Genomic DNA, 19,107 nt, shown 5'->3' with positions numbered 1-19,107 from the left:
AAGTACACGAAGAAAAACTACGGAAAGGCTATTCGCTCGTCACGTGTCCAACCTTAGTGTCCTTTGTGTTAAATTTACTCGCTCTCTTCTTGCGTTTCTTCCTTATTCTGCTTCTTCGGTCGCGGCGGTTCGATGACCGCATCTTTGCCGAGCGCGATCTGCAAGACATCATCCATGTGCTTGACTGGGATGATCTTCAATTCTGATTTCGCGGTCTTCGGAAGTTCGGTTAGGTCTTTGAGATTCTTTTCAGGTAGAATAACGGTCTTCAATCCCGCGCGATGCGCGGCAAGCACTTTTTCGCGCACGCCACCGATGGGAAGGATTCGTCCGCGTAAAGTGATCTCGCCCGTCATGCCGACGTGTTTGAACACGGGACGACCCGTGAGCGCGGAGATGATCGCGGTCGCCATCGTAATTCCAGCAGACGGTCCGTCTTTCGGAATTGCGCCTTCGGGCATGTGGACGTGAATATCCATGCGCTCGAAGACTTCGAGATCAATTTTCAATTCTGCGGCGCGTGATTTGATGTACGTCAGCGCGGCTTGACCCGACTCTTGCATCACGTCGCCCATCTGACCCGTCATTTGCAATCCGCCTTTGCCCTCGAGAACCGCGACCTCGACGGGCATGATCTCGCCGCCGTTTTCCGTCCACGCGAGGGATGTGACCACGCCCACTTCATCCGTGCGTTCGGCTTCGGGCTGGAAGACTTGTTGCGGACCGAGATACTTTTCTATCGAATCGGCTTTGACGGTTGACTCGAACTTCTTCCCCTCCGCTTTCATACGCGCCACCTTGCGACAAATCTTGCCAAGTTCGCGTTCCAAATTGCGGACGCCCGCTTCATACGTGTACTCGCGGATAATCTTCCGCACTGCGTCGGCTTCAAACGTGAGGCTGAGTTCCTCCACGCCATTCTCTTCCACCTGACGAGGGATCAAGTAGCGGTTCGCAATTTCAAGTTTCTCTTCTTCGATGTAGCCAGGGAACTCGATCACTTCCATGCGATCCAACAACGGAGACGGAATACTTCCCAGCGAATTCGCCGTTGTGACAAACATGACCTTCGAAAGATCAAACGGCAATTCCAAATAATGATCGCTGAACGTGTTGTTCTGTTCGGGGTCGAGCACTTCGAGCATCGCCGAAGCGGGGTCGCCGCGGAAATCGGAGTACAACTTGTCAATCTCATCCAGCATGAACAGCGGATTCGACGTCCCCGCCCGTTTCATGGTTTGGATGATTCGCCCAGGCAACGCGCCGATGTAAGTGCGGCGATGTCCGCGAATCTCGGCTTCATCGCGCACGCCGCCAAGCGATACGCGCGCAAATTTTCTTCCAAGCGCTTCGGCAATCGAACGTCCGAGTGATGTTTTTCCAACTCCAGGCGGACCAACGAAACACAGGATCGGCTGGCGTTCTTTCTTCGGCTTCAACGAACGGACGGCGATGTATTCCAGAATCCGTTCTTTGGCTTTCTTGAGTCCGTAGTGATCGCGCTCCAACGTTTTGCCCGCGTTCTTCACGTCGAGATTATCGGGCGAGAAATTCGACCACGGCAGTTCGAGAATCCAATCAATGTACGTGCGGATGATTCCCACTTCGGGCGCCATCGGCGGCATTTGGTTCAGGCGTTCGAGTTCCTTCATTGCGACCAACTTCGCCTCATCGGGAAGATTCGCCACATCAAGTCGCTTCTTCAAGTCGTTCGCGTCGCGCGTGAAGATGTCGCCTTCGCCCAACTCGTTTTGAATCTGACGCATCTGCTCGCGCAGATAAAACTCGCGCTGACTTTTATCCACTTCGCTTTGCACCTTCGAGTGGATTTCGTCTTCGAGCTCCAACACGTCCACTTCTTGCGCCAAAATTTTATTCAGTGCTTGCAATCGTCCACGCACATCGAGCAACATCAACAGGCTTTGCTTCGCTTCGTAATTCAACGACAGCGACGTGGCGAGCATGTCCGCAAGCCAGCCAGGTTCGGAAATATTCATCGCGAACAAATGCGCTTCTTCGGGAATCGAACGATCCAACTGCACACAACGATCGAAGAGGTCCAAAGCCGAACGCATGAGCGCGCTCGTTTGGCGGTCGGCAGTTTGAGGTTCCGCAATGACGCGGGCTCGCACTTTCAAATAGGGCACACTGCGCACGAACTCCACAACTTCCACGCGGCGGCGTCCCTGCACAAGCGCGGAGTGCGAGCCGTCTGGCATGGCGAGCAAACGCCCCACTGCCATCTCCACGCCAACGGGCAGAAAATCTTCGACGCTGGGGTTGTCAATGTCCGCGTCGCGTTGCGTCAGCCCGATCACGGTCTGCCCTTTGCGCTGCGCCTCCTCCACCGCGAGCAACGACGATTCGCGCCCGATAAAAATCGGCGAGACCATGCGCGGGAACACGACCAGATCGCGCAACGGCAACACCGCGGCTTCGATCATGCCATCGGCATCCGCCTCGCGATTCGCAATGCGATACAACTCCTCCGTGCGTTGAGAGAGGGTCAGATCAAAATTTTCTTCTTCGGTCCAATCTTTTGGGTGACTCATTCGTCCTCTTCATCACATCCCTAAATCCCTGACGAATGAGGAACAAAGGGGTAATGAGTTTCGTTGGCTAACTTTAAGAACAATTCGTAATTACAAGGTATTTTATCCTGTATCACAAAAATCTGTTTATGAATTTAGGGTGTCCCGTAATCAACGGGAAAGAGCCTCACCACGAAGGACACAAAGTCTTGCGTTGAGTTCGTCGAAGCGACACAAAGGGGGGAAAAGAGCCTAGATTCCTTGTGTTTTTCCTTTGTGACCGTCGTGTCCTTTGTGTTTGAAAAATGGTTTCCCGTTTAAAACGGTAGAGCCTGAATTTACATCTTATATCAGTCTTGGCGAAAAAAAAAAACATCGGATACAATTCAGTCGCACAAATACATATGGAGGAGTAACAGCGTGAAATCCCATAACACACAAATAACCATACTTATCGCGGATGATCACCCCTTGGCGCGCGCCGGCATTCGAACTTTGCTTTCACAAGCAAAGGATATGGAAATCATTGGGGAAGCACAGGACGGATATGAAGCGCAGATACTTGTAACAAAACTCCGCCCGCAAGTCTTAATCCTTGATTTGAAAATGCCCGGGTTGCGCGCTTCAGAACTTGAAAAGTGGGTGCGGGAAAAATACCCCGAAATCATTACCCTGGTTTTAACAGCACACGACCGAGATTCCTACCTAGCCGCGATGATGGACGCAGGCGCCGCCGGGTACTTAAGCAAGGAAGAATCCGAAGAACGATTAATTGGCGCAATCCGCCGCGCCGTAAACGGAGAAATAATTTTTGATAAGGCGCAACGCGATAGGGCAAAACGATGGCGCAATGATGTAGGAAGTAAAATTGATCAATTGACTCCTCGCGAATTTGAAGTTCTCCAATTTCTCGCAAAAGGCATGGATAACAAAGAAATCGGGAAATCTCTTGAGATCAGCGCAAAAACGGTCGCGTATCATATCACTCGTATCATAGCAAAATTACAAGTGAAATCGAGACAAGAAGCCACGGTTTGGGCGTTGCAACATTTGTCTGACAACCTCGAATAATTCCCAAGGTCAGACCTCGAAATATTCCCAGTGACAAATAAGAAGAGGGGTATAAAATCGTCTTGTAGCATAATCAACATCCGACAGAAGCATGATCTAATCGCCAAAACTCAGTATCCAACTTGAAGGAGATCATAATGTATCGAAAGATTCTTTTTGTGATGATCGTTCTCGCACTGTTAGCGCACCCCACGCGGAACGCGCTAGCCCTTTGTAGCGGAAGCGGTTGCAACGGTACTGACCCAGCAACTACAGGTTGTTCAGCTGATGGAGTAACGGTTCGGCAAAAATGGCCCTATGGGAATCCAGGCCCTATCAAAGTTGAACTAAGAAGATCAGATACTTGTGTTACTTTCTGGGCACGCACGTGGAACTATTCAGCTTTTTACTACTACAATAATGCGACTTTGAAAAATTACTATTGGGAGCAAAGATGGTCTCCACCCAACGACTCCACGTATTCAGATCAACAATCTGGAAATAGCGGCTTTCAAGCGTGCGGCGATTATTCTACATCACCCATAACCTGGCCTGTCAACAGCCCTAGCTGGAAATGCACATCTACTTATTAAAGGAGTTAGCATGTTTAAGCAACAAAAAACTACCACAACTATATGGTTAATTGCATTGGTTGCAATTGCTGGACTGATTTTCCAAATCACAGAAGCATCGGCGCGAGAGAATATGAGGTACTTCACCCAGCCAGACTTTGAGACATTAAATCTTGCAAACCAAGCGAATCAGGTAACGGTAAGCGACATAACATTCCGACTGATTGCGGCTCATCAGAGCGGCGAAAATTATCAAGTGGATCTATGCTTTACTTTGCCAGATAGCCGAGACTGGCTCATTGCAAATCGTGGCGACGAAGTAATACTCAGCATAACTGACGAGATCTTCTTTCCTGTTGAGGAGGGAACGATTAATTGGATACCATCACCTGATGGCAGGAAGATAGAGCGTTGTGAATACTTACTTTTCCCCGTTGTCGTTGACAAAGATGCGCAAGATGTTAAATTGACCCTTCGGCAAATCTCAGTATCCCCGCCCGAGATGCTGGATTGTCCAGCAATTCAAAACAAACTGGACGAAGCAAATAGCGGTATAAAGATTAGGTGTAATGTCGGCAATGGGCAGTCAGGCATTGATATTCTTGCAAAACCTTCTAGCATGACGGAACTGGCCGCGCGAAATATAGCGTACGAGGTTATCGCAGATGCGCGTCTTGGACCTTGGGAATTTGAAATCAAAGGCTCCACACCATAGAGTCGCCTGGCTACTGCTACTACAGATATCAATAATATACGGCACGCAAGGAAATTGTGCGCTTCCCTTGCGTGCCGTAGCCATTAGGAATAGCAATGCAAAAAAACTTATCTAAGATTCGAATTAGTCGTTTATTCGGACTTCTACTGCCTTTTCTTATCGGTCTCTTAATCGGCTCTACGTTGAGTACCTACTCATTGCAAGAAACTCCATCCAATGCATATCCAAGCATTCATGCTAACGGGCTCAATATGGAACTAACGAGGTCTCAACCCGAGGGGATAAATTATCGCCTTGAAATTTGTTATGATCTTCCAGATGCAAGCGATTGGATGTTGACCAGCCCTAATAACCCCGAATCTACCTATATACAATTCGACGAGTATCAGATTTCCCCAATCGAAGAAGGAACCATAAGATGGTTATATTCCAGCGAAGGTGAGGTAACCGGTCGTTGCCAGTATCTAATTTTTGTGCGTCCCGATCCTACATTTCGGGAGATCACGTTAGTAATAAACAGTATATTCTTGTACGAAATAGATTATTCTGATTGTGAAATATTGCGCCTCCAAATGGCTGAAAAACACCAATTTATTGGGTTCGAGTGCATGGAAGTAACAGGAATAAAAAATATAGCCCTGGTTCGGACGCCGATAGAATACTTTGGCGATAGAACCTTGAGAAATACTTTCAGAGATTTGATGACCAGGCAACATAATGGGCCTTGGAGTTTCACGTTTTTAATTGACTCTCCCTAGTATTACAGCGCGAGGTCACGCTCAAAGCCGCCGTCCCCAGCGGCGTTTTGCGCCGGCTCCCTGCGCCGGGGACGGCGTAGGGAGCCGCTTTGCGTTGTAATACTAGCGACATAAACAACAACTGCAACATGAGCGATCCTGAAGCGCCTCATATGGTTATTGACGCCGTTCATACACAGGTGGAGTAAATGCAATCCCAGCGTAGAAATCATACCATCTTGTGTTTTATTTCTTCCATGCTCTCATCACTTCCGCCGTAACAAACATGCTTCCAGCGGACAACACAATGCTGCCATCTTTTGCGGATAACTCCAACGCCCGCCTCAACGCAGACTCAACGGGACTCACCGCTTCATATGGGACCTCAGCCTGCCTCGCCAACTCGACGATTCTCTCCTCCTCCAGCGCCCGCGGATGGTCGGCGCGCGTGACGATGAGTCGCTGAATCTTCGGTTTCATCGCGGCGAACATCCCAGGGATATTTTTATCCTCCGACGCGCCGAAGATGAGATAGGCTTTCTTGTCTGGAAAGTAAGTGTCAAGCGTCTCGCGCAATTTCACAAACGAATCTTCGTTGTGCGCCGAATCAAAGATCACAGGCGGCTCTCTTCTTGCAATTTCAAACCGCGCTCTCCACTTAACTTGCGCAAATCCTTTTTGAATCGCCTCGTCTGAAACATCCAGCCCGCTGACCTTGAGCGCGGCGTACGCGGTGGCGGCGTTTTCGAGTTGATGGCTTCCGAGTAAAGGCAGTTGAAGGTCGAAGGTTGAAAGTCGAAGGTCGTCAACGATGCGTAGTGATTGTCCATCCAATGAGGAAGCAATGGATTCAAACTCCGGAACGCGGACTTCAGTCCGCTTATTAGAAGAACTGAAAGTCCGCTCATTAGGCGGACTAAAAGTCCGCGCTCCGATATTCGGATAGACTTTTATATCTTTCCCAACCAAAGTGAAACTCGAATCCTCCAGTCTGGCTACGCGCTCCAAAATCTCGAGGGCTTCATCCTTTTGAGAGGAGGAAACCACAGGCACGCCGCGCTTGATGATGCCCGCCTTCTCCCCCGCGATTTTTGCCAGCGTATCTCCAAGCACAGCCATATGATCATACGACAGCGACGTGATGACCGAAACTTTCGGCATGACGATATTCGTCGCGTCGAGCCGCCCGCCCAAGCCGACCTCGATCACCGCCGCGTTGCATCCCTGCTTTGCGAACGCGAGAAAACCAAGCGCAGTTGTAATTTCAAAAGTCGTCAACTTCGGAATTTTCGCAACGGCTGGCTTGATCTCCTCCACCAACTCAACCAACAACTCGCGTGAGATTGGCTCGCCATCCGCTTGAATCCGCTCGCAGAAATCCAACAAATGCGGAGATGTGTACAACCCAACTTTATATCCCGCCGCCTTCAACGCCGACGCGCACAACGCGCACACCGATCCCTTCCCCTTCGTCCCTGCCACGTGAATGATGGGATACATGTTCTGCGGGTTGCCGAGTTCTTCCATCAACGCGTACATGCGGTCAAGGTTAAACTCCGCCTTGGCAAGTTCAGAGGAATGTTTCAGGCTATAATCCACGAACGAGTAGAGATAGTCGAGGGCTTTGTTGTATTCGGCTTCGATGTCCATGCGAGGGATTGTAAGGTGTAATTAGTAAATCGTAAATAAGTACACAGGTAGACACATACACAAGAAAAAAGATGGCGTGTTTACCTGTTTACGTGTGGACCTGTATACTTTACCCATGCTCGCCACCCTCGCCATTCACCTCCATCTCCCCGCCTGCGCCTCCCCCAAACAAAAGCGCGCTTGACAGCAACGACATAAAAGACGATAATGCTCATTGTGTACACAATGAGATTATGCGATTTGGAGGCTGAAATGACCATTTTTATCGGCGCAAGAGACCTTCGGCAGAAGTTTGCTGAAATTCTCGGCAAAGTTGGTTTTGGAGGCGATGTGGCTGTTGTGGAAAAGTCGGGCAAACCTATGGCGGCGATCATCCCCATCGAGATGTACCAGAAACTGGTGGCAGAACGCGAAGCGCGCTTCCAGATCGTGGATAAGATTCGCAATCAACAGGCAGAGCGCCCTGTGAGCGAAATCGAAGAGGATGTTGCCGCGGCAATCAAACGCGCCAGGGAGTAACCTATGCTGCGGGTGGTTATAGATACCAACATCCTCATTAGCGCGTTGCTTTCAAAGAAAGCCGCTCCAGCAAAGATCATGGATGCCTGGCGGGAGAGGAAATTCATCGTTATCACCAGCGAATCGGCAATTTATAAAGCGGAACGAGTGATGGCGGAGCTTGCCTCTTCAGATAAGTATTCCATCTCAAACGAAGACATACAATCCATGTCGAATCTGCTTCGCGAAGACGCGCTTTTGGTTTCTGGTCAAGCAGATGCGCAAGGCACCGTTCCCCAAGACCCCGACGATGAAAAATTTATCGCCATTGCCTTGGAAGGCGAAGCAACTGTCATCGTCAGCGGCGACCATCATTTATTGGATTTGGGCATGCACGAAAATATTTCAATTCAAACGGCTCGTCAATTTCTTGACTCGCTTCACTCCGAAACTTCGGCATGATCGCCACCCTCACGATTCACCTCCACCTCCCCGCCTGCGCCTCCCTCAAACAAAAGCGCGGATGGATCAAGCCGCTCATCTCGCGCTTGCACCGCGAGTTCAATGTTTCCGTCGCGGAAATGGACTTGCAGGATAAATGGGATGAGGCGGTCATCGTCTGCGCGATGGTGGGGAATGATGTTGCATTTTTACAGTCCGCGTTGGGGAATGTGGCAAAATGGGTGGAAGCGAATTGGACGGATGGGGATGTGTGGGACGCGAAGATCGAAATGCTTTAAACACAAAGGACACAAAGTACACTAAGGTTTTCCTTTATGACCGTCGTATCCTTTGTGTTTAGAAAAGGAGTCTTATGGATTTAGGCTTGAAAAACAAACGCGCATTCGTGGCAAGTTCCTCACGCGGACTTGGGTATGCCACCGCGTTACTCCTCGCGAAAGAAGGTTGCCGCGTGGCGGTAAACAGCCGCGAGGAGGCAAATGCAAAACGCGCGGCGGAAACGATTAGCAAAGAAACGGGCGCGCAAGTGATCGGTTTGACTGGCGATGTGAGTCTGCCCGCTGTGCCTGAGAAGTTGATCCAGCAAACCGTGGATGCCTTTGGCGGACTCGACATCCTCATCACCAACGCGGGCGGACCGAAATCGGGTTCGATCGATTCGCTCGATGATGCCGCGTGGCAAAAAGGGATTGACCTGTGCCTAATGAGTCATGTGAGATTGATCAAAGCCGCGTTGCCGCATTTGCGAAAATCCGATTCGGCGAGCGTGTTGACGGTCACTTCGTATTCGGTCAAACAACCGATCCCGAATTTGCTCATCTCGAACAGCGTCCGCGCGGCGACGGCGGGACTGACCAAGTCGCTGGCGTTGGAACTGGGCAAGGAGGGAATCCGTTTAAACTCCATTCTGCCAGGCTGGACGGAGACGGAACGAGTCGAAGAGTTGATGAAGGCTCGAGGAGAGAAGAACCAGACCTCCCCGTCGGATGAGAAGCGTATGCAAGTTGAATCCACCGCGCTCGGCAGGATGGCGCGTCCCGAAGAGTTTGCCAACGCCGCCGTCTTCCTCGTCTCGCCCGCCGCGTCATACATCACGGGTGTTTTGCTGAACGTGGACGGCGGCATCATCCAGGGCACGTTTTGATGAAAAGATATTTATTGATCATCGTACTCTTCCTTGCCAGTTGCGCGCCTCAAGCGACTCCCGCGCCGACATCGCCGCCATTCACAGCCAGCGATGCGCAGGTATTGCTGACCCAGTTCTTCGACCTGTTGAACGCAAAGCAATATGCCAAAGCCGATCTTTTCTTCGGCGGCGAGTATGAGCAATTGCAGGTTTTCAATGCGTCGGCAGACCCCGAAGATCATGCCGCGCTGTGGAGTTGGGCTTGTGAGAACGCGGGATTACAATGCCTAACCGTTCGCACAGCCACGCTACAGAACTCTGATGGCGGCGCTTTCACCTTTCTGGTGGAATTCAACAACCCAGACGGAACGCTGTTCGTGTTGGGTCCGTGTTGCGGCGCGGAGGAAACCGAGATGCCGCCCGTTTCGCAATTCGAATATCGCGTATCGCGCGGAAGCGACGGGCAATTCCGCGTGATGGAGTTGCCTCCCTACGTTCCATAACATGATCCGTTTACCCAACCGCTTCCTGCTTTTCATGGCGTGCGTCGCCTATCTCGTTTCGACCTACCTGGTGTTATACGCCAGCGCATCCGACGTTCCCGTTCCACGGTGGGTTGGGTATCTCGACGTAGGCGTTGTGTTGCTCATCCTATTTCTCAGTTTTACGATCTTCTGGAAAGGCAAAGATAATCCTCGATTTCTACCAGCCTATCTCGCCGCGCTCAACATCGTGCCGTTGATATTCCTGGGGATGTGGGTCTATCGCGACTCGCTTGATTTCAACATCCTGCTCCCCGGGCTGGCGTGGCGGACATTTCTCTTTTTGCATACCCTGCCGTATGCGTTGAACGTGTGGAAACCCGAGAAGCCGAATGAATAAATTTTCCTTTTTAGCGCGCACCTCCATTTTGATCGCCACCTTCTTCGGCGTGGATAAAATCCTCGCCTTCGCGCGCGTGGGCATCATCTCACGCATTTACACAGACGAAGTCGGCATGCTGGACGTATTCAACTCCGCCAACAACGTGCCCGATGTGTTATTTGCGCTCATCTCGGGCGGCGCGCTTTCGATGGCGTTCATCCCCTTGATGAGCGACTATCTCACCACGAAAGGACGCGAAGCCGCATGGGACCTGTTCTCGCGCGTTGCCAATCTCGCGTTTCTTGTCACAGGCGCGGTGGCGGCGTTGGTCTTTATTTTCGCGCAACAACTTGTGGATCACGTGATCGTACCGGGATTCACCGCAGAGCAGCGCCTGCTCGTGGCAGACATCATGCGCTTGAACCTCGTCAGCACGATCATCTTTTCGATCAGCGGGTTGGTGATGGCAAGCCTGCAAGCCAACCAGCATTTCCTCCTGCCCGCGCTCGCGCCCACCATGTACAACATCGGTCAAATTTTCGGGGCGATCATGTTTGTGCCGCGCTTCGGCATTCAAGGTCTCGTGTACGGAGTCATCCTCGGCGCGGCGTTGCACCTCGCAGTGCAAGTCCCCGCGTTGCACAAATTTGGTTTCAAATGGACTCCTGTGCTTGACCTGCGTCACACCGGCTTGCTCGAAGCGCTCAAACTGCTCGGTCCGCGTTTGCTCACCATGGGAGGCATTCAACTCATCGTCATCGCCCGAGACTATCTCGCCTCGTTGACCGGGCAGGAGGGCGCGGTCACCTCGCTCGCCTTCGGTTGGATGATCATGCAAGTGCCGGAGACTCTGCTGGGGACGGCGATCGCCACCGCCATGCTCCCCACACTTTCAGAATTCGCTTCACGCGACAAGTGGCATGAGTTCCGCCTGGCGATCGAACGCGCCCTTCGAGTTTTGATCGCCCTCACCATCCCCATTGCGGCGGTGATGGCGGCGGGGATCAATCCGCTTGTCCGCGCCGCATTCGGCTTCGAAGCGGAAATGTCCGCGCTGATCACGTGGACGACGCGCGCCTACCTCATCACGTTGACAGGCTATTCGATCCACGAGATCGCGGCGCGTTCGTTCTATGCGCGCAAGGAGCCGATCTTCCCGCTATACGCGGTCGTTTTGAGGCTCGGGCTATTCATCGGCATCGGTTCTCTTGGCATCACGATGTTCAAACCTATCGGAGCCCCGGTCATTGCCTTTGCGGAGATCGCCCTGCTCATCGAATCCATCTTCCTCTTCATCTGGCTCAGCAAGCGGATGCATGAACCCATCGTGGTGTGGAGCGCGGTCATCAAAGGTTTGGTCGCGGCGGTCATCGGCGGGACGACAGCCTACCTGCTGGCGGTTTACATCCCCGGCTCGGCGGTACTGACCGCGCTGCTTGGTATGACCATCGGCGGACTCGTCTGCCTGCCCATCATCTGGTCGGAAATTAAATTGTTGTTAAAACTCTAAAATCAAGGCTGATATAATCTTCTGTCGTGTAGGGGACGTTCTCCCCTGGCACCGCCCGCCAGGGCAGGTGTAACGTCCCGTTGGCGTGAGAGAACGCCAACTACACCCCCAAAAATGAAAAGAGAAAAAATTTCAAATGTCTGAAGATCTTGGAAGCACACAACCAAACATCAAAGTTACAAAACCCGGTCGCGGCAAACGATTCCTGTTCAACGCGCTGGGCGTGATCGTTCTCCTTGCCATTGCCATATTTAGCGGGTTTCGTTCCGGCATCGGCACACGCCAGGGGTATCAAGCCTCGGTGATGAGCGAACAACTCAGCGAGCAATTCACCTTTGCGCTGGTGGACATTCAATTCGGACGATACGAAAACGCCAAACAGCGCCTCGAGTGGATCATCCAGCACGACCCATCCTTTCCCGACGCGCAACAGCAATTGACCAACGTGTTGGTGTTGATGAACCAGCCAACGCCCACGCCGACCCCCTCGCTCACGCCCACGCCAGATTTCAGCGGCGCGGAGGAAGCCTACGCGCGCGCGCAACAACTCATCGCGGCGCAAGATTGGCCCAGCGCCATCGGTGCGCTCGATGAAATGCGCAAACTCGATCCAACCTATCAAACCTCCCTCGTAGACGGCATGTACTACTTCGCCCTGCGCAACTACGGCGTGAACCTCATCAATTCGGGGAATCTCGAAGGCGGCATTTATCAGATCGCGCTGGCGGAACGATTCGGAACCATCGACCGCGACGCCAGCGGATTGCGCGAAGGCGCGCGCATCTACCTCATCGGCGCGTCGTTCTGGGAATTGGATTGGCAACAAGCCGTCTTTTACTTCGACCAGGTGTATCGCGGCTGGGCGGGTCTGTGGGATGGCACCATGTACGCCACCACCCGCTATCAATTTGCCTCCATGCGCTACGGAGACGAACTGCTTGCCAAAGGCGATTACTGCGGCGCGTATACCCAATACACCAACGCGCAGGGAGTCGGCGCGCTCGATAGCGCCGCTCAAAAAGGACTTAACGAAGCCACAGAAGCCTGCTACCCTGCCACCGCCACACCCGAGCCTTTGATACCCACCGAAACCCCAACCACCGGCGGACCGCCGCCCGCCGATACGCCAACCGAAACGCCGACTGAAACGCCAATCCCATCACCATGACGCCTCCCCCCAACTGGGCGATCGTAATCACCTATTGGCTTCATTTTATTGCCACGGTCATGTGGGTGGGCAACCTTTCAGCCATCGCGTTCCTCCTCCTGCCCGCCATGAAGCGCGCGCTTGAAACGAACGCGCAACTCGCGTTGATCGAAGCCATTCAAAAACGATTCGAACCCCTCGCATGGTTCAGCCTCAGTTTGCTGGTTCTCACCGGCTTATTCCAAATGAGCGTCAACCCGCACTACGATGGCTTTCTATCCACCAGCACGCAATGGTCGCTGGCAATCCTCGCCAAACATCTTCTTGGCATGTTCGTGATCGTCGCCACCGCCATCCAAACCTGGGACGTTACCCCCGCCCTGCACCGCGCCCTCGTCAAATCGAAAAAAACAGACAATTCACAAGAACTGGAATCCCTGCGCCGCCGCGAGACGAGGCTCATTCAAATCAACCTCGTTTTGGGGATACTCCTCCTCGCCGCGACGGCTGTCGCAAGAGCTGCATAGTGGTTGGGATGTCCTGAGAAAGCATTTTTTCAACACGCAAAACAGCCCGCCCCTCTCTCAGGGGCGGGCTGTTTCTGTTATTCTGCAATTTGATTCACTCGTGGGGCAATTCGTACCGCAAAGTTCACTTTGCGATTGCGCATCGAAAGAAAGCAAACACGCAAGATCAATCTTGCGGTACGGCTTACCCTCGAATCCACTCGTGGACATTTCGTACCGCAAAGTTCACTTTGCGATCGCGCATCGAAAGAAAGCAAACACGCAAGATCAATCTTGCGGTACGGTTTACAACCAAATCCACTCGTGGACATTTCGTGCCGCAAAGTTCACTTTGCGATCGCGCATCGAAAGAAAGCAAACAGGCAAGATCAATCTTGCGGTACGGCTTACAACCGAATCAACTCCTGCGCAGGGACTCCGGTCAAGTCATACGCCATCGCGCCGGTAATCTTGACCGGCACGATCTCGCCGATCTTCGCCTCGCCTTCGATGAACACCAACCCGTCGATCTCCGGCGCGTCGCGGTACGAGCGCCCAATGGTAATTCCTTTATCGCGCCCCTCCACCAACACATCCAACGTTTTGCCAACATACGATTGGTTGACCTGCATCGAAATGCCCTGTTGCAGTTCCATCAACTGTTCATAGCGCGCTTGCTTCACTTCGGCGGGAATTGGGTCGCCAAGCGGCTCACTCGTGGTCCCGGGCTCGAACGAGAATTGGAACGTTCCCACGCGGTCGAAGCGGATCTCTTTCACGAAATCAACCAACGCCTGATATTCCTCGTCGGTTTCGCCGGGATACCCAACGATAAACGTCGTGCGAATGGCGAGGTTTGAAATGCGAGAACGCATCTTGTCAAGCGTGCGATGCACCCAGTCAATGTTCGAGGGTCTTCGCATTCGGTATAACGTCTTCGGATGCGCGTGTTGAAGCGGCATATCGAGGTACGGAAGGACTTGTTTGCTAGAAGCCATCACGTCGATCAAGCGATCCGTTACATAGCCGGGATACGCATACATGATGCGGAGCCAATCCATGTCGGGAACTTTCGTTGTGAGTTCCTCCAGCAAAACCGCCAAGCCATCTTTCATCCCCAAGTCGTGACCGTAATCTGTAGTATCTTGCGCGATCAGGATCAACTCGCGCACACCGGCATCCCGCAGACGCCTCGCTTCATCGACGATCAAATTCACAGGGCGCGAGACAGCCGTCCCTTTGATGAGCGGAATCGCGCAGAACGCGCACGGGCGGCGGCATCCATCCGCAACTTTCACGTACGCGCTCGCGCCTGCCACCGAGGCGCGTAACGCATCCTGTTCATCTGTGCCAACGGTTTTGGCTTCGGGCAAATGATAGATCGGTTCGGGGTGAGGAGTCTTGCGGAGTTCGCGCACCACTTGAACAATATCCATCCAACGGCGCGTGCCGAGAACACCATCAATGCCGGGGACTTTTTCGGCAACTTCAGAGCCGTACCGTTGAGTGAGACATCCCGCCGCGATAAGGATTTGATTCTTTTTCTTGCCGTCGGCAAGTTCGCGCAAGACATCCAGCGACTCCTGCTTTGCGGGCCCGATGAAGCCGCATGTATTCACGATCAACACATGGGCGTGAGAAGGATTGTCCACCGCATGATAGCCATCGCGGACGAGAAGTTGCGCCATCGAATCCGAGTCGACGGTATTTTTGGCGCAACCAAGTGAAACGAGGTGAAAGGTGTTTTTAGACAAGACAATTTTCCTTATGCAAAACGAGATAAACCTCGCTCTACGGTGTTGCTGTTATTCCAGGCGTGGCGGATGGGATCGGCGTTCTTGAGGGCGGCACAGTGGCTGTCGGCGTAGGTGTGATCGTCGGCGGTTGCGTGGGTAAAGCCGTGGGAGTGACGATCTCCTCCTCGCGGTAGATGTTGCTCACGACCTGACCAAACCCGCCCAGCAATCCAAGGTCGCGCCCGTTGTACACAATGCGGAGCGCGGCGCCGCTTCCCGCCAACACTTCAACTTGCTCCTCCGCCTCAAACGGATACGCCGTGCCGGGGATCACGCGCCCGTTGAACACTTCCTCCCCATCCACGATCACGCGCATATACGTCCGTTCGACGGCGATCAAGTTCACCTGCACATTCACGTTCAGGTTCTGGGTCGGGATCACGATGGTGACCGTAGGCTCGCTCTCCTCGATCAACGCCAGCGTGGCTGTCGGCGTGAACAAGGATGGATCGACGGTGGCAAGCAACACATCGGAAATGGATGGCGCGGTGGGTTGAATCTCCTGCTCGTTTTGCCGGTTCACGATCCAGGTGATGCCCCAGATCAGAAACCCGACCAGAAGAATGGCGCTTCCAATGCCGAAGATCATATCGCCCGCGATGAAGGTGCGTAACGGCGGAATAGTAGAGACAATCGGTTCGCCCGGTTTCCGCGCAGGCCGTTGCGGGTTTTGTTCGCGATGCCGGGTCTGTAATGCATCGGCAAACCGCAGGAGGATGGCATCCACGTCGAGGTCGAGGAAGGACGCATAGTTGGACAACATGCCACGCGTCTGCACAGTGGAGGGAAGTTTATCCATGTCGCCCAGTTCGAGCGCTTCAAGGTAATGCGCTTTGACGCGCGTATTCCTTTCCACTTCGCCGAGGTGCAGGCTAAGGGTCTCGCGTCGATTGCGTAGTTCGTTGCCGATCTCTTTGAAGATCAAAGAGGATGACTGGGAGTCTTCCGGCAGGCTCGTTGACGATTGATCCTGAGTTGTGTCGAGAGTTTGAGAAGATTCAACTTGCGGAAGATCGGTTGAAGGCTGCGCGTCTTCTTTTCGTTTCACTCGCATTGAAACAGCGGAATTTAGTCGATCCAGCCACGATTGCCAGATATTATCGCTCACATCGGGAGCAGGAGCTTCTGCCGCTTGAGCCGCGTCAACTGGTTCGATGACAGGCTCAGGCTCGATTAACGTAACCGGTTCTTCGACACTTTCAGGCTGAGGCGCGATGGCAGGCTCTGCCTCGGGTTCGGCTTTTTTACGCTCGCGCCGGGGTTTGGAAGGCGAGGAATTTGTCGCAGGTTTAGGCTCCGCTTTCTTGCGGCGTGTCGGCTTGGAGGGGGAAGAGTCGGTCGCAGGCTTCGAGTCCGCTTTTTTGCGGCGAACAGGCTGACCCGTGGAAAGAGGCGTCGTTTGCTGAGGCGAATCAAGTTGAGGCGTTGAATCCGCCATCACAGGAGTCGAATCCATCGGCGTGATCATTTCATCCGACGGCTTGCTCGCGACGCGCATCTCCTCCAGCAGTTGGTCAAAATTCAAACCAAGAAATTCCGCGTAATTGCGGAGATAGCCGCGCGCCTGCACAGGCGAGGGCATGGAGGACAGATCGTCCGCTTCGAGCGCTTGCACATAGGGGACGCGAATGCGTGTGGCTTCGAAAACTTTTTCGAGCGTGAGGTGTTTGGCTTCGCGGGCTTGTTTGAGTTTCTGACCGATGGTTTGCATTGGGATACATCTGCCACAGAGATCGCGGAGAAAACAAGAGTTCTCTCAATGGTCTCAGTGAACTCTGCGGCTAAGATACTGCCATCTCATGAATAAAGCAAACATCACCAGCGCCCCATCCAACGGGAACTTGCTGGTGATGTATGAATGGAGAGGTTTTCCTTACGATGCGGATGTTTCAGCGGATTCGGCGGGTGTTTCAACAGGCGCTTCCGCTTCTGTTGCTTCTGCCGCGCCATCCTCATGCGCTTCGCCCTCGCGGTAGACGATGACTTTCACTTCGGGGACGAGGTCCATCGTCAGGCGGACACGCGCTTTGAATTCGCCGAGGTTGCGGATCGGTTGCATGTCGACTTGTTGTTTCTTGACTTCATAGCGGGTCTGTTCGGAGATGGCGGTTGCCACATCTTGCGTGGTGATCGAGCCGTAGAGTTTTCCGGTCTCGCCCGCTTTGGCGGGGAAGCTCAGCACAACGGCGCCGATCTGGGTTGCCAGGTCTTTAAGTTCGCTATTGAGTTCGGTTCGTCGGATCTCAGCCTGCGAGCGAATCTTTTCGACTTGTTTGAGCGCTCCCGCCGTGGCAAGGACAGCCAGCCCCTGCGGCAATAGAAAGTTACGTCCATAACCGTCGGCGACTTTTTTCACGTCCCCCGCGCGCCCCAATTTGTATACGTCTTTAACCAGCATTACTTTCATTGTTTAAGCCCTTTCTTTCAAAATTGGATTTTCGAGCGAAGGGTACGTCGCTCGGCGGGGTATTTTATCATAGGTTCGCGGGATATTTGAAATGAGGCTGATTTCCGAATACGAGTAACCGCAGAGACGGCAGAGTTTTTTCTCAGCAATTTCTGCGGCTAAGTGAATGGTATCAACACGATGGAGGATTGTCGGTCGCTACGCCGAATTCATGAACCCCAGCGCGCGCCACATACCGCGCATCATTTTGTGACTAAAATCGGGTTTCAAGAACTGATTCGGGCACGTCCCCGGTATGACCGCGATGCCGTTGGCTTTGCACATCTTCACCGCTTCTTGCGAGACGCTGGTGATGCCTGCCGCCAGACCGGGTTTGGTCCCCATCATGCAGTGCATCCACACGTGTTTGATCCCCAGGTCCACGCATTGATCGACGATCTGATGGGTCACTTTGGGGCTGGCAAGGATGAAAACGGCGTCTGGTTTTTCAGGGATGGATTTTAGGTTGGGGTAGCAGGCGTCGCCTTGAAAAGATGCGAGGCGCGGGTTGACCGCGTAGACGCGATATCCGCTCGTTTTGAATTTTTCATACGCGAGGTTGCACCCCGTTTCGCGCCGATCTGAAACGCCGACAATGGCAATGCTCTTCTGGGCGAGAAAGTCCTGTACAAGGGAATCGATTTTCGACATGGGAGACTCCTTTTGGCGCGAGGAGGATTTTATTCGCAGGCGAAAAATCTATCCATGTATTTTCGGATTAAGTTTACGGTACATTCGTCATCATTTTCGGCTATTTTTCAAACCCTAGAATCCTTCCGCCACATATTCACCCCACACCGCTCTCAAGGCATTACAAATTTCACCGAGCGTGATGTCATTTTCCACACACTGATGAAGAGGCGTATTAGATTTTCCCCGCTACCACACCACCTCAACATCATACTTCTGAATATCACTGTCAACGGAAATCAACGGCATGGACTCCGCCTGACTTTGCGCGATAAGCAATCGGTCGAACGGGTCGCGGTGGTGGGCGGGTAATTCGTACACTTTCACTGCATGACGGATCAACACAGGCAGAGACTGAATCTGATACAAATTCATGCGGTTTGAAATATATTGTTCCGGCGGTTCTGGCAAAACCAATTTGCCCTTAGCGGCTTTTATGGATATTTCCCAAACGCTTGCGACGGAAAGAAAAATTTCATTCTTCCCGTCGGCGATTAGATCCGCGGCGCGCGCCGACAACCGCGGATCTTCCGTGTTCCACCAAAGGAACGTATGAGTGTCGAATAATAGTTTCATTCATCGAACTCAGGTAAAGGGTCATCGAAATCGGGCATGATGATTACTTTGCCCTTGTCGATGCCCGGTACGCGTCGAGGCGATTCGTTCACCACAGGCAAAATGCGCGCCACAGGCTTGCCTGCTTTGGCAATTACTACTTCTTCGCCTTTCAAAACCTTTTCCAGCAATTTGGAAAAGTGGGTCTTCGCCTCATGAATATTGTAGATGGTCATGGCACACCTCAAAAGG

General features: G+C 52.7%; 21 protein-coding genes. 13 read left to right on the top strand and 8 right to left on the bottom strand.

The genetic code is table 11. The features are described 5' to 3' along the window. Positions 1-74: 74 nt before the first annotated feature. The gene (gene lon, locus AC16KF_RS06955) at positions 75-2,552 is read right to left on the bottom strand and encodes an endopeptidase La (protein ID WP_484036580.1); all 2,478 of its coding nucleotides are present in this window, start codon (positions 2,550-2,552) and stop codon (positions 75-77) included. Between the two features lie 399 nt (positions 2,553-2,951). On the opposite strand from lon, the gene AC16KF_RS06950 reads away from it, so the two are divergent. The 4 genes from AC16KF_RS06950 to AC16KF_RS06935 all read left to right on the top strand — a co-directional run bounded on the left by AC16KF_RS06950 (position 2,952) and on the right by AC16KF_RS06935 (position 5,626). After that, positions 2,952-3,602 carry a response regulator gene (locus AC16KF_RS06950; RefSeq protein WP_484036579.1) on the top strand — a complete coding sequence of 217 codons (651 nt, stop codon included), beginning with the start codon at positions 2,952-2,954 and terminating at the stop codon, positions 3,600-3,602. 137 nt (positions 3,603-3,739) lie between these two features. Then, complete coding sequence (locus AC16KF_RS06945; RefSeq protein ID WP_484036578.1) at positions 3,740-4,174, top strand: DUF2690 domain-containing protein; 435 nt, start codon at positions 3,740-3,742, stop codon at positions 4,172-4,174. A 10-nt stretch (positions 4,175-4,184) separates the two neighbouring features. Beyond that, a complete protein-coding gene (locus AC16KF_RS06940; RefSeq protein ID WP_484036577.1) occupies positions 4,185-4,868 on the top strand; it encodes a hypothetical protein in 684 nt (227 codons plus the stop codon). 95 nt (positions 4,869-4,963) lie between these two features. After that, entirely contained in the window at positions 4,964-5,626 is a 663-nt protein-coding gene (locus AC16KF_RS06935) for a hypothetical protein (RefSeq protein ID WP_484036576.1), read from the top strand. Between the two features lie 225 nt (positions 5,627-5,851). Here AC16KF_RS06935 and AC16KF_RS06930 read toward each other — a convergent pair whose 3' ends face one another. Continuing rightward, the gene (locus tag AC16KF_RS06930) at positions 5,852-7,255 is read right to left on the bottom strand and encodes a bifunctional folylpolyglutamate synthase/dihydrofolate synthase (protein WP_484036575.1); all 1,404 of its coding nucleotides are present in this window, start codon (positions 7,253-7,255) and stop codon (positions 5,852-5,854) included. Between the two features lie 252 nt (positions 7,256-7,507). On the opposite strand from AC16KF_RS06930, the gene AC16KF_RS06925 reads away from it, so the two are divergent. The 9 genes from AC16KF_RS06925 (at position 7,508) to AC16KF_RS06885 (ending at position 13,389) form a co-directional block, all read left to right on the top strand. Beyond that, a complete protein-coding gene (locus tag AC16KF_RS06925; protein ID WP_484036574.1) occupies positions 7,508-7,774 on the top strand; it encodes a type II toxin-antitoxin system prevent-host-death family antitoxin in 267 nt (88 codons plus the stop codon). 3 nt (positions 7,775-7,777) lie between these two features. Further along, positions 7,778-8,215 carry a putative toxin-antitoxin system toxin component, PIN family gene (locus AC16KF_RS06920; protein WP_484036573.1) on the top strand — a complete coding sequence of 146 codons (438 nt, stop codon included), beginning with the start codon at positions 7,778-7,780 and terminating at the stop codon, positions 8,213-8,215. Continuing rightward, the gene (locus AC16KF_RS06915; protein ID WP_484036572.1) at positions 8,212-8,493 is read left to right on the top strand and encodes a DUF503 domain-containing protein; all 282 of its coding nucleotides are present in this window, start codon (positions 8,212-8,214) and stop codon (positions 8,491-8,493) included. Before AC16KF_RS06920 ends, AC16KF_RS06915 begins: the two co-directional genes overlap by 4 nt. An 86-nt stretch (positions 8,494-8,579) precedes the next feature. Beyond that, entirely contained in the window at positions 8,580-9,359 is a 780-nt protein-coding gene (locus tag AC16KF_RS06910; protein ID WP_484036571.1) for an SDR family oxidoreductase, read from the top strand. Then, a complete protein-coding gene (locus AC16KF_RS06905) occupies positions 9,359-9,844 on the top strand; it encodes a hypothetical protein (RefSeq protein ID WP_484036570.1) in 486 nt (161 codons plus the stop codon). The genes AC16KF_RS06910 and AC16KF_RS06905 overlap by 1 nt, the downstream gene beginning before the upstream one ends. Before the next feature lies 1 nt (position 9,845). After that, on the top strand, positions 9,846-10,223 hold the full coding sequence (locus AC16KF_RS06900; protein ID WP_484036569.1) for a hypothetical protein: 378 nt from the start codon (positions 9,846-9,848) through the stop codon (positions 10,221-10,223). After that, positions 10,216-11,715 carry a murein biosynthesis integral membrane protein MurJ gene (gene murJ / locus AC16KF_RS06895; RefSeq protein WP_484036568.1) on the top strand — a complete coding sequence of 500 codons (1,500 nt, stop codon included), beginning with the start codon at positions 10,216-10,218 and terminating at the stop codon, positions 11,713-11,715. Before AC16KF_RS06900 ends, murJ begins: the two co-directional genes overlap by 8 nt. Before the next feature lie 136 nt (positions 11,716-11,851). After that, positions 11,852-12,883 carry a hypothetical protein gene (locus tag AC16KF_RS06890; protein ID WP_484036567.1) on the top strand — a complete coding sequence of 344 codons (1,032 nt, stop codon included), beginning with the start codon at positions 11,852-11,854 and terminating at the stop codon, positions 12,881-12,883. After that, positions 12,880-13,389 (top strand): CopD family protein, encoded by a 510-nt coding sequence (locus AC16KF_RS06885; protein ID WP_484036566.1) that lies wholly within the window; start codon positions 12,880-12,882, stop codon positions 13,387-13,389. Before AC16KF_RS06890 ends, AC16KF_RS06885 begins: the two co-directional genes overlap by 4 nt. Before the next feature lie 386 nt (positions 13,390-13,775). Here the strand turns inward: AC16KF_RS06885 and rimO are convergent, their stop codons facing one another. The 6 genes from rimO to AC16KF_RS06855 all read right to left on the bottom strand — a co-directional run bounded on the left by rimO (position 13,776) and on the right by AC16KF_RS06855 (position 19,091). Beyond that, the gene (gene rimO / locus AC16KF_RS06880; RefSeq protein WP_484036565.1) at positions 13,776-15,122 is read right to left on the bottom strand and encodes a 30S ribosomal protein S12 methylthiotransferase RimO; all 1,347 of its coding nucleotides are present in this window, start codon (positions 15,120-15,122) and stop codon (positions 13,776-13,778) included. A 37-nt stretch (positions 15,123-15,159) separates the two neighbouring features. Next, complete coding sequence (locus AC16KF_RS06875; protein ID WP_484036564.1) at positions 15,160-16,875, bottom strand: helix-turn-helix domain-containing protein; 1,716 nt, start codon at positions 16,873-16,875, stop codon at positions 15,160-15,162. A gap of 162 nt (positions 16,876-17,037) precedes the next feature. Further along, positions 17,038-17,562 (bottom strand): 50S ribosomal protein L9, encoded by a 525-nt coding sequence (gene rplI, locus AC16KF_RS06870; RefSeq protein ID WP_484036563.1) that lies wholly within the window; start codon positions 17,560-17,562, stop codon positions 17,038-17,040. Between the two features lie 207 nt (positions 17,563-17,769). Next, a complete protein-coding gene (locus AC16KF_RS06865) occupies positions 17,770-18,261 on the bottom strand; it encodes a CoA-binding protein (protein WP_484036562.1) in 492 nt (163 codons plus the stop codon). A gap of 228 nt (positions 18,262-18,489) precedes the next feature. Further along, positions 18,490-18,876, bottom strand: a complete 387-nt coding sequence (locus AC16KF_RS06860; RefSeq protein WP_484036561.1) for a type II toxin-antitoxin system VapC family toxin — start codon at positions 18,874-18,876, stop codon at positions 18,490-18,492. Then, positions 18,873-19,091, bottom strand: a complete 219-nt coding sequence (locus tag AC16KF_RS06855) for a type II toxin-antitoxin system Phd/YefM family antitoxin (protein ID WP_484036560.1) — start codon at positions 19,089-19,091, stop codon at positions 18,873-18,875. Before AC16KF_RS06855 ends, AC16KF_RS06860 begins: the two co-directional genes overlap by 4 nt. Positions 19,092-19,107: the final 16 nt, after the last annotated feature.

The sequence above is a fragment of the Candidatus Defluviilinea gracilis genome, from assembly GCF_057138825.1.
This window is presented reverse-complemented; position numbering and strand designations above follow the sequence as displayed.

Excerpts from the sequence above, each read along its gene's own strand:
- lon (WP_484036580.1), bottom strand. The coding sequence starts at position 2,552 with ATGAGTCACCCAAAAGATTGGACCGAAGAAGAAAATTTTGATCTGACC.
- AC16KF_RS06945 (WP_484036578.1), top strand. The coding sequence starts at position 3,740 with ATGTATCGAAAGATTCTTTTTGTGATGATCGTTCTCGCACTGTTAGCG.
- AC16KF_RS06940 (WP_484036577.1), top strand. The coding sequence starts at position 4,185 with ATGTTTAAGCAACAAAAAACTACCACAACTATATGGTTAATTGCATTG.
- AC16KF_RS06935 (WP_484036576.1), top strand. The coding sequence starts at position 4,964 with ATGCAAAAAAACTTATCTAAGATTCGAATTAGTCGTTTATTCGGACTT.
- AC16KF_RS06930 (WP_484036575.1), bottom strand. The coding sequence starts at position 7,255 with ATGGACATCGAAGCCGAATACAACAAAGCCCTCGACTATCTCTACTCG.
- AC16KF_RS06925 (WP_484036574.1), top strand. The coding sequence starts at position 7,508 with ATGACCATTTTTATCGGCGCAAGAGACCTTCGGCAGAAGTTTGCTGAA.
- AC16KF_RS06920 (WP_484036573.1), top strand. The coding sequence starts at position 7,778 with ATGCTGCGGGTGGTTATAGATACCAACATCCTCATTAGCGCGTTGCTT.
- AC16KF_RS06915 (WP_484036572.1), top strand. The coding sequence starts at position 8,212 with ATGATCGCCACCCTCACGATTCACCTCCACCTCCCCGCCTGCGCCTCC.
- AC16KF_RS06905 (WP_484036570.1), top strand. The coding sequence starts at position 9,359 with ATGAAAAGATATTTATTGATCATCGTACTCTTCCTTGCCAGTTGCGCG.
- AC16KF_RS06900 (WP_484036569.1), top strand. The coding sequence starts at position 9,846 with ATGATCCGTTTACCCAACCGCTTCCTGCTTTTCATGGCGTGCGTCGCC.
- murJ (WP_484036568.1), top strand. The coding sequence starts at position 10,216 with ATGAATAAATTTTCCTTTTTAGCGCGCACCTCCATTTTGATCGCCACC.
- AC16KF_RS06890 (WP_484036567.1), top strand. The coding sequence starts at position 11,852 with ATGTCTGAAGATCTTGGAAGCACACAACCAAACATCAAAGTTACAAAA.
- AC16KF_RS06885 (WP_484036566.1), top strand. The coding sequence starts at position 12,880 with ATGACGCCTCCCCCCAACTGGGCGATCGTAATCACCTATTGGCTTCAT.
- AC16KF_RS06875 (WP_484036564.1), bottom strand. The coding sequence starts at position 16,875 with ATGCAAACCATCGGTCAGAAACTCAAACAAGCCCGCGAAGCCAAACAC.
- rplI (WP_484036563.1), bottom strand. The coding sequence starts at position 17,562 with ATGCTGGTTAAAGACGTATACAAATTGGGGCGCGCGGGGGACGTGAAA.
- AC16KF_RS06865 (WP_484036562.1), bottom strand. The coding sequence starts at position 18,261 with ATGTCGAAAATCGATTCCCTTGTACAGGACTTTCTCGCCCAGAAGAGC.
- AC16KF_RS06860 (WP_484036561.1), bottom strand. The coding sequence starts at position 18,876 with ATGAAACTATTATTCGACACTCATACGTTCCTTTGGTGGAACACGGAA.
- AC16KF_RS06855 (WP_484036560.1), bottom strand. The coding sequence starts at position 19,091 with ATGACCATCTACAATATTCATGAGGCGAAGACCCACTTTTCCAAATTG.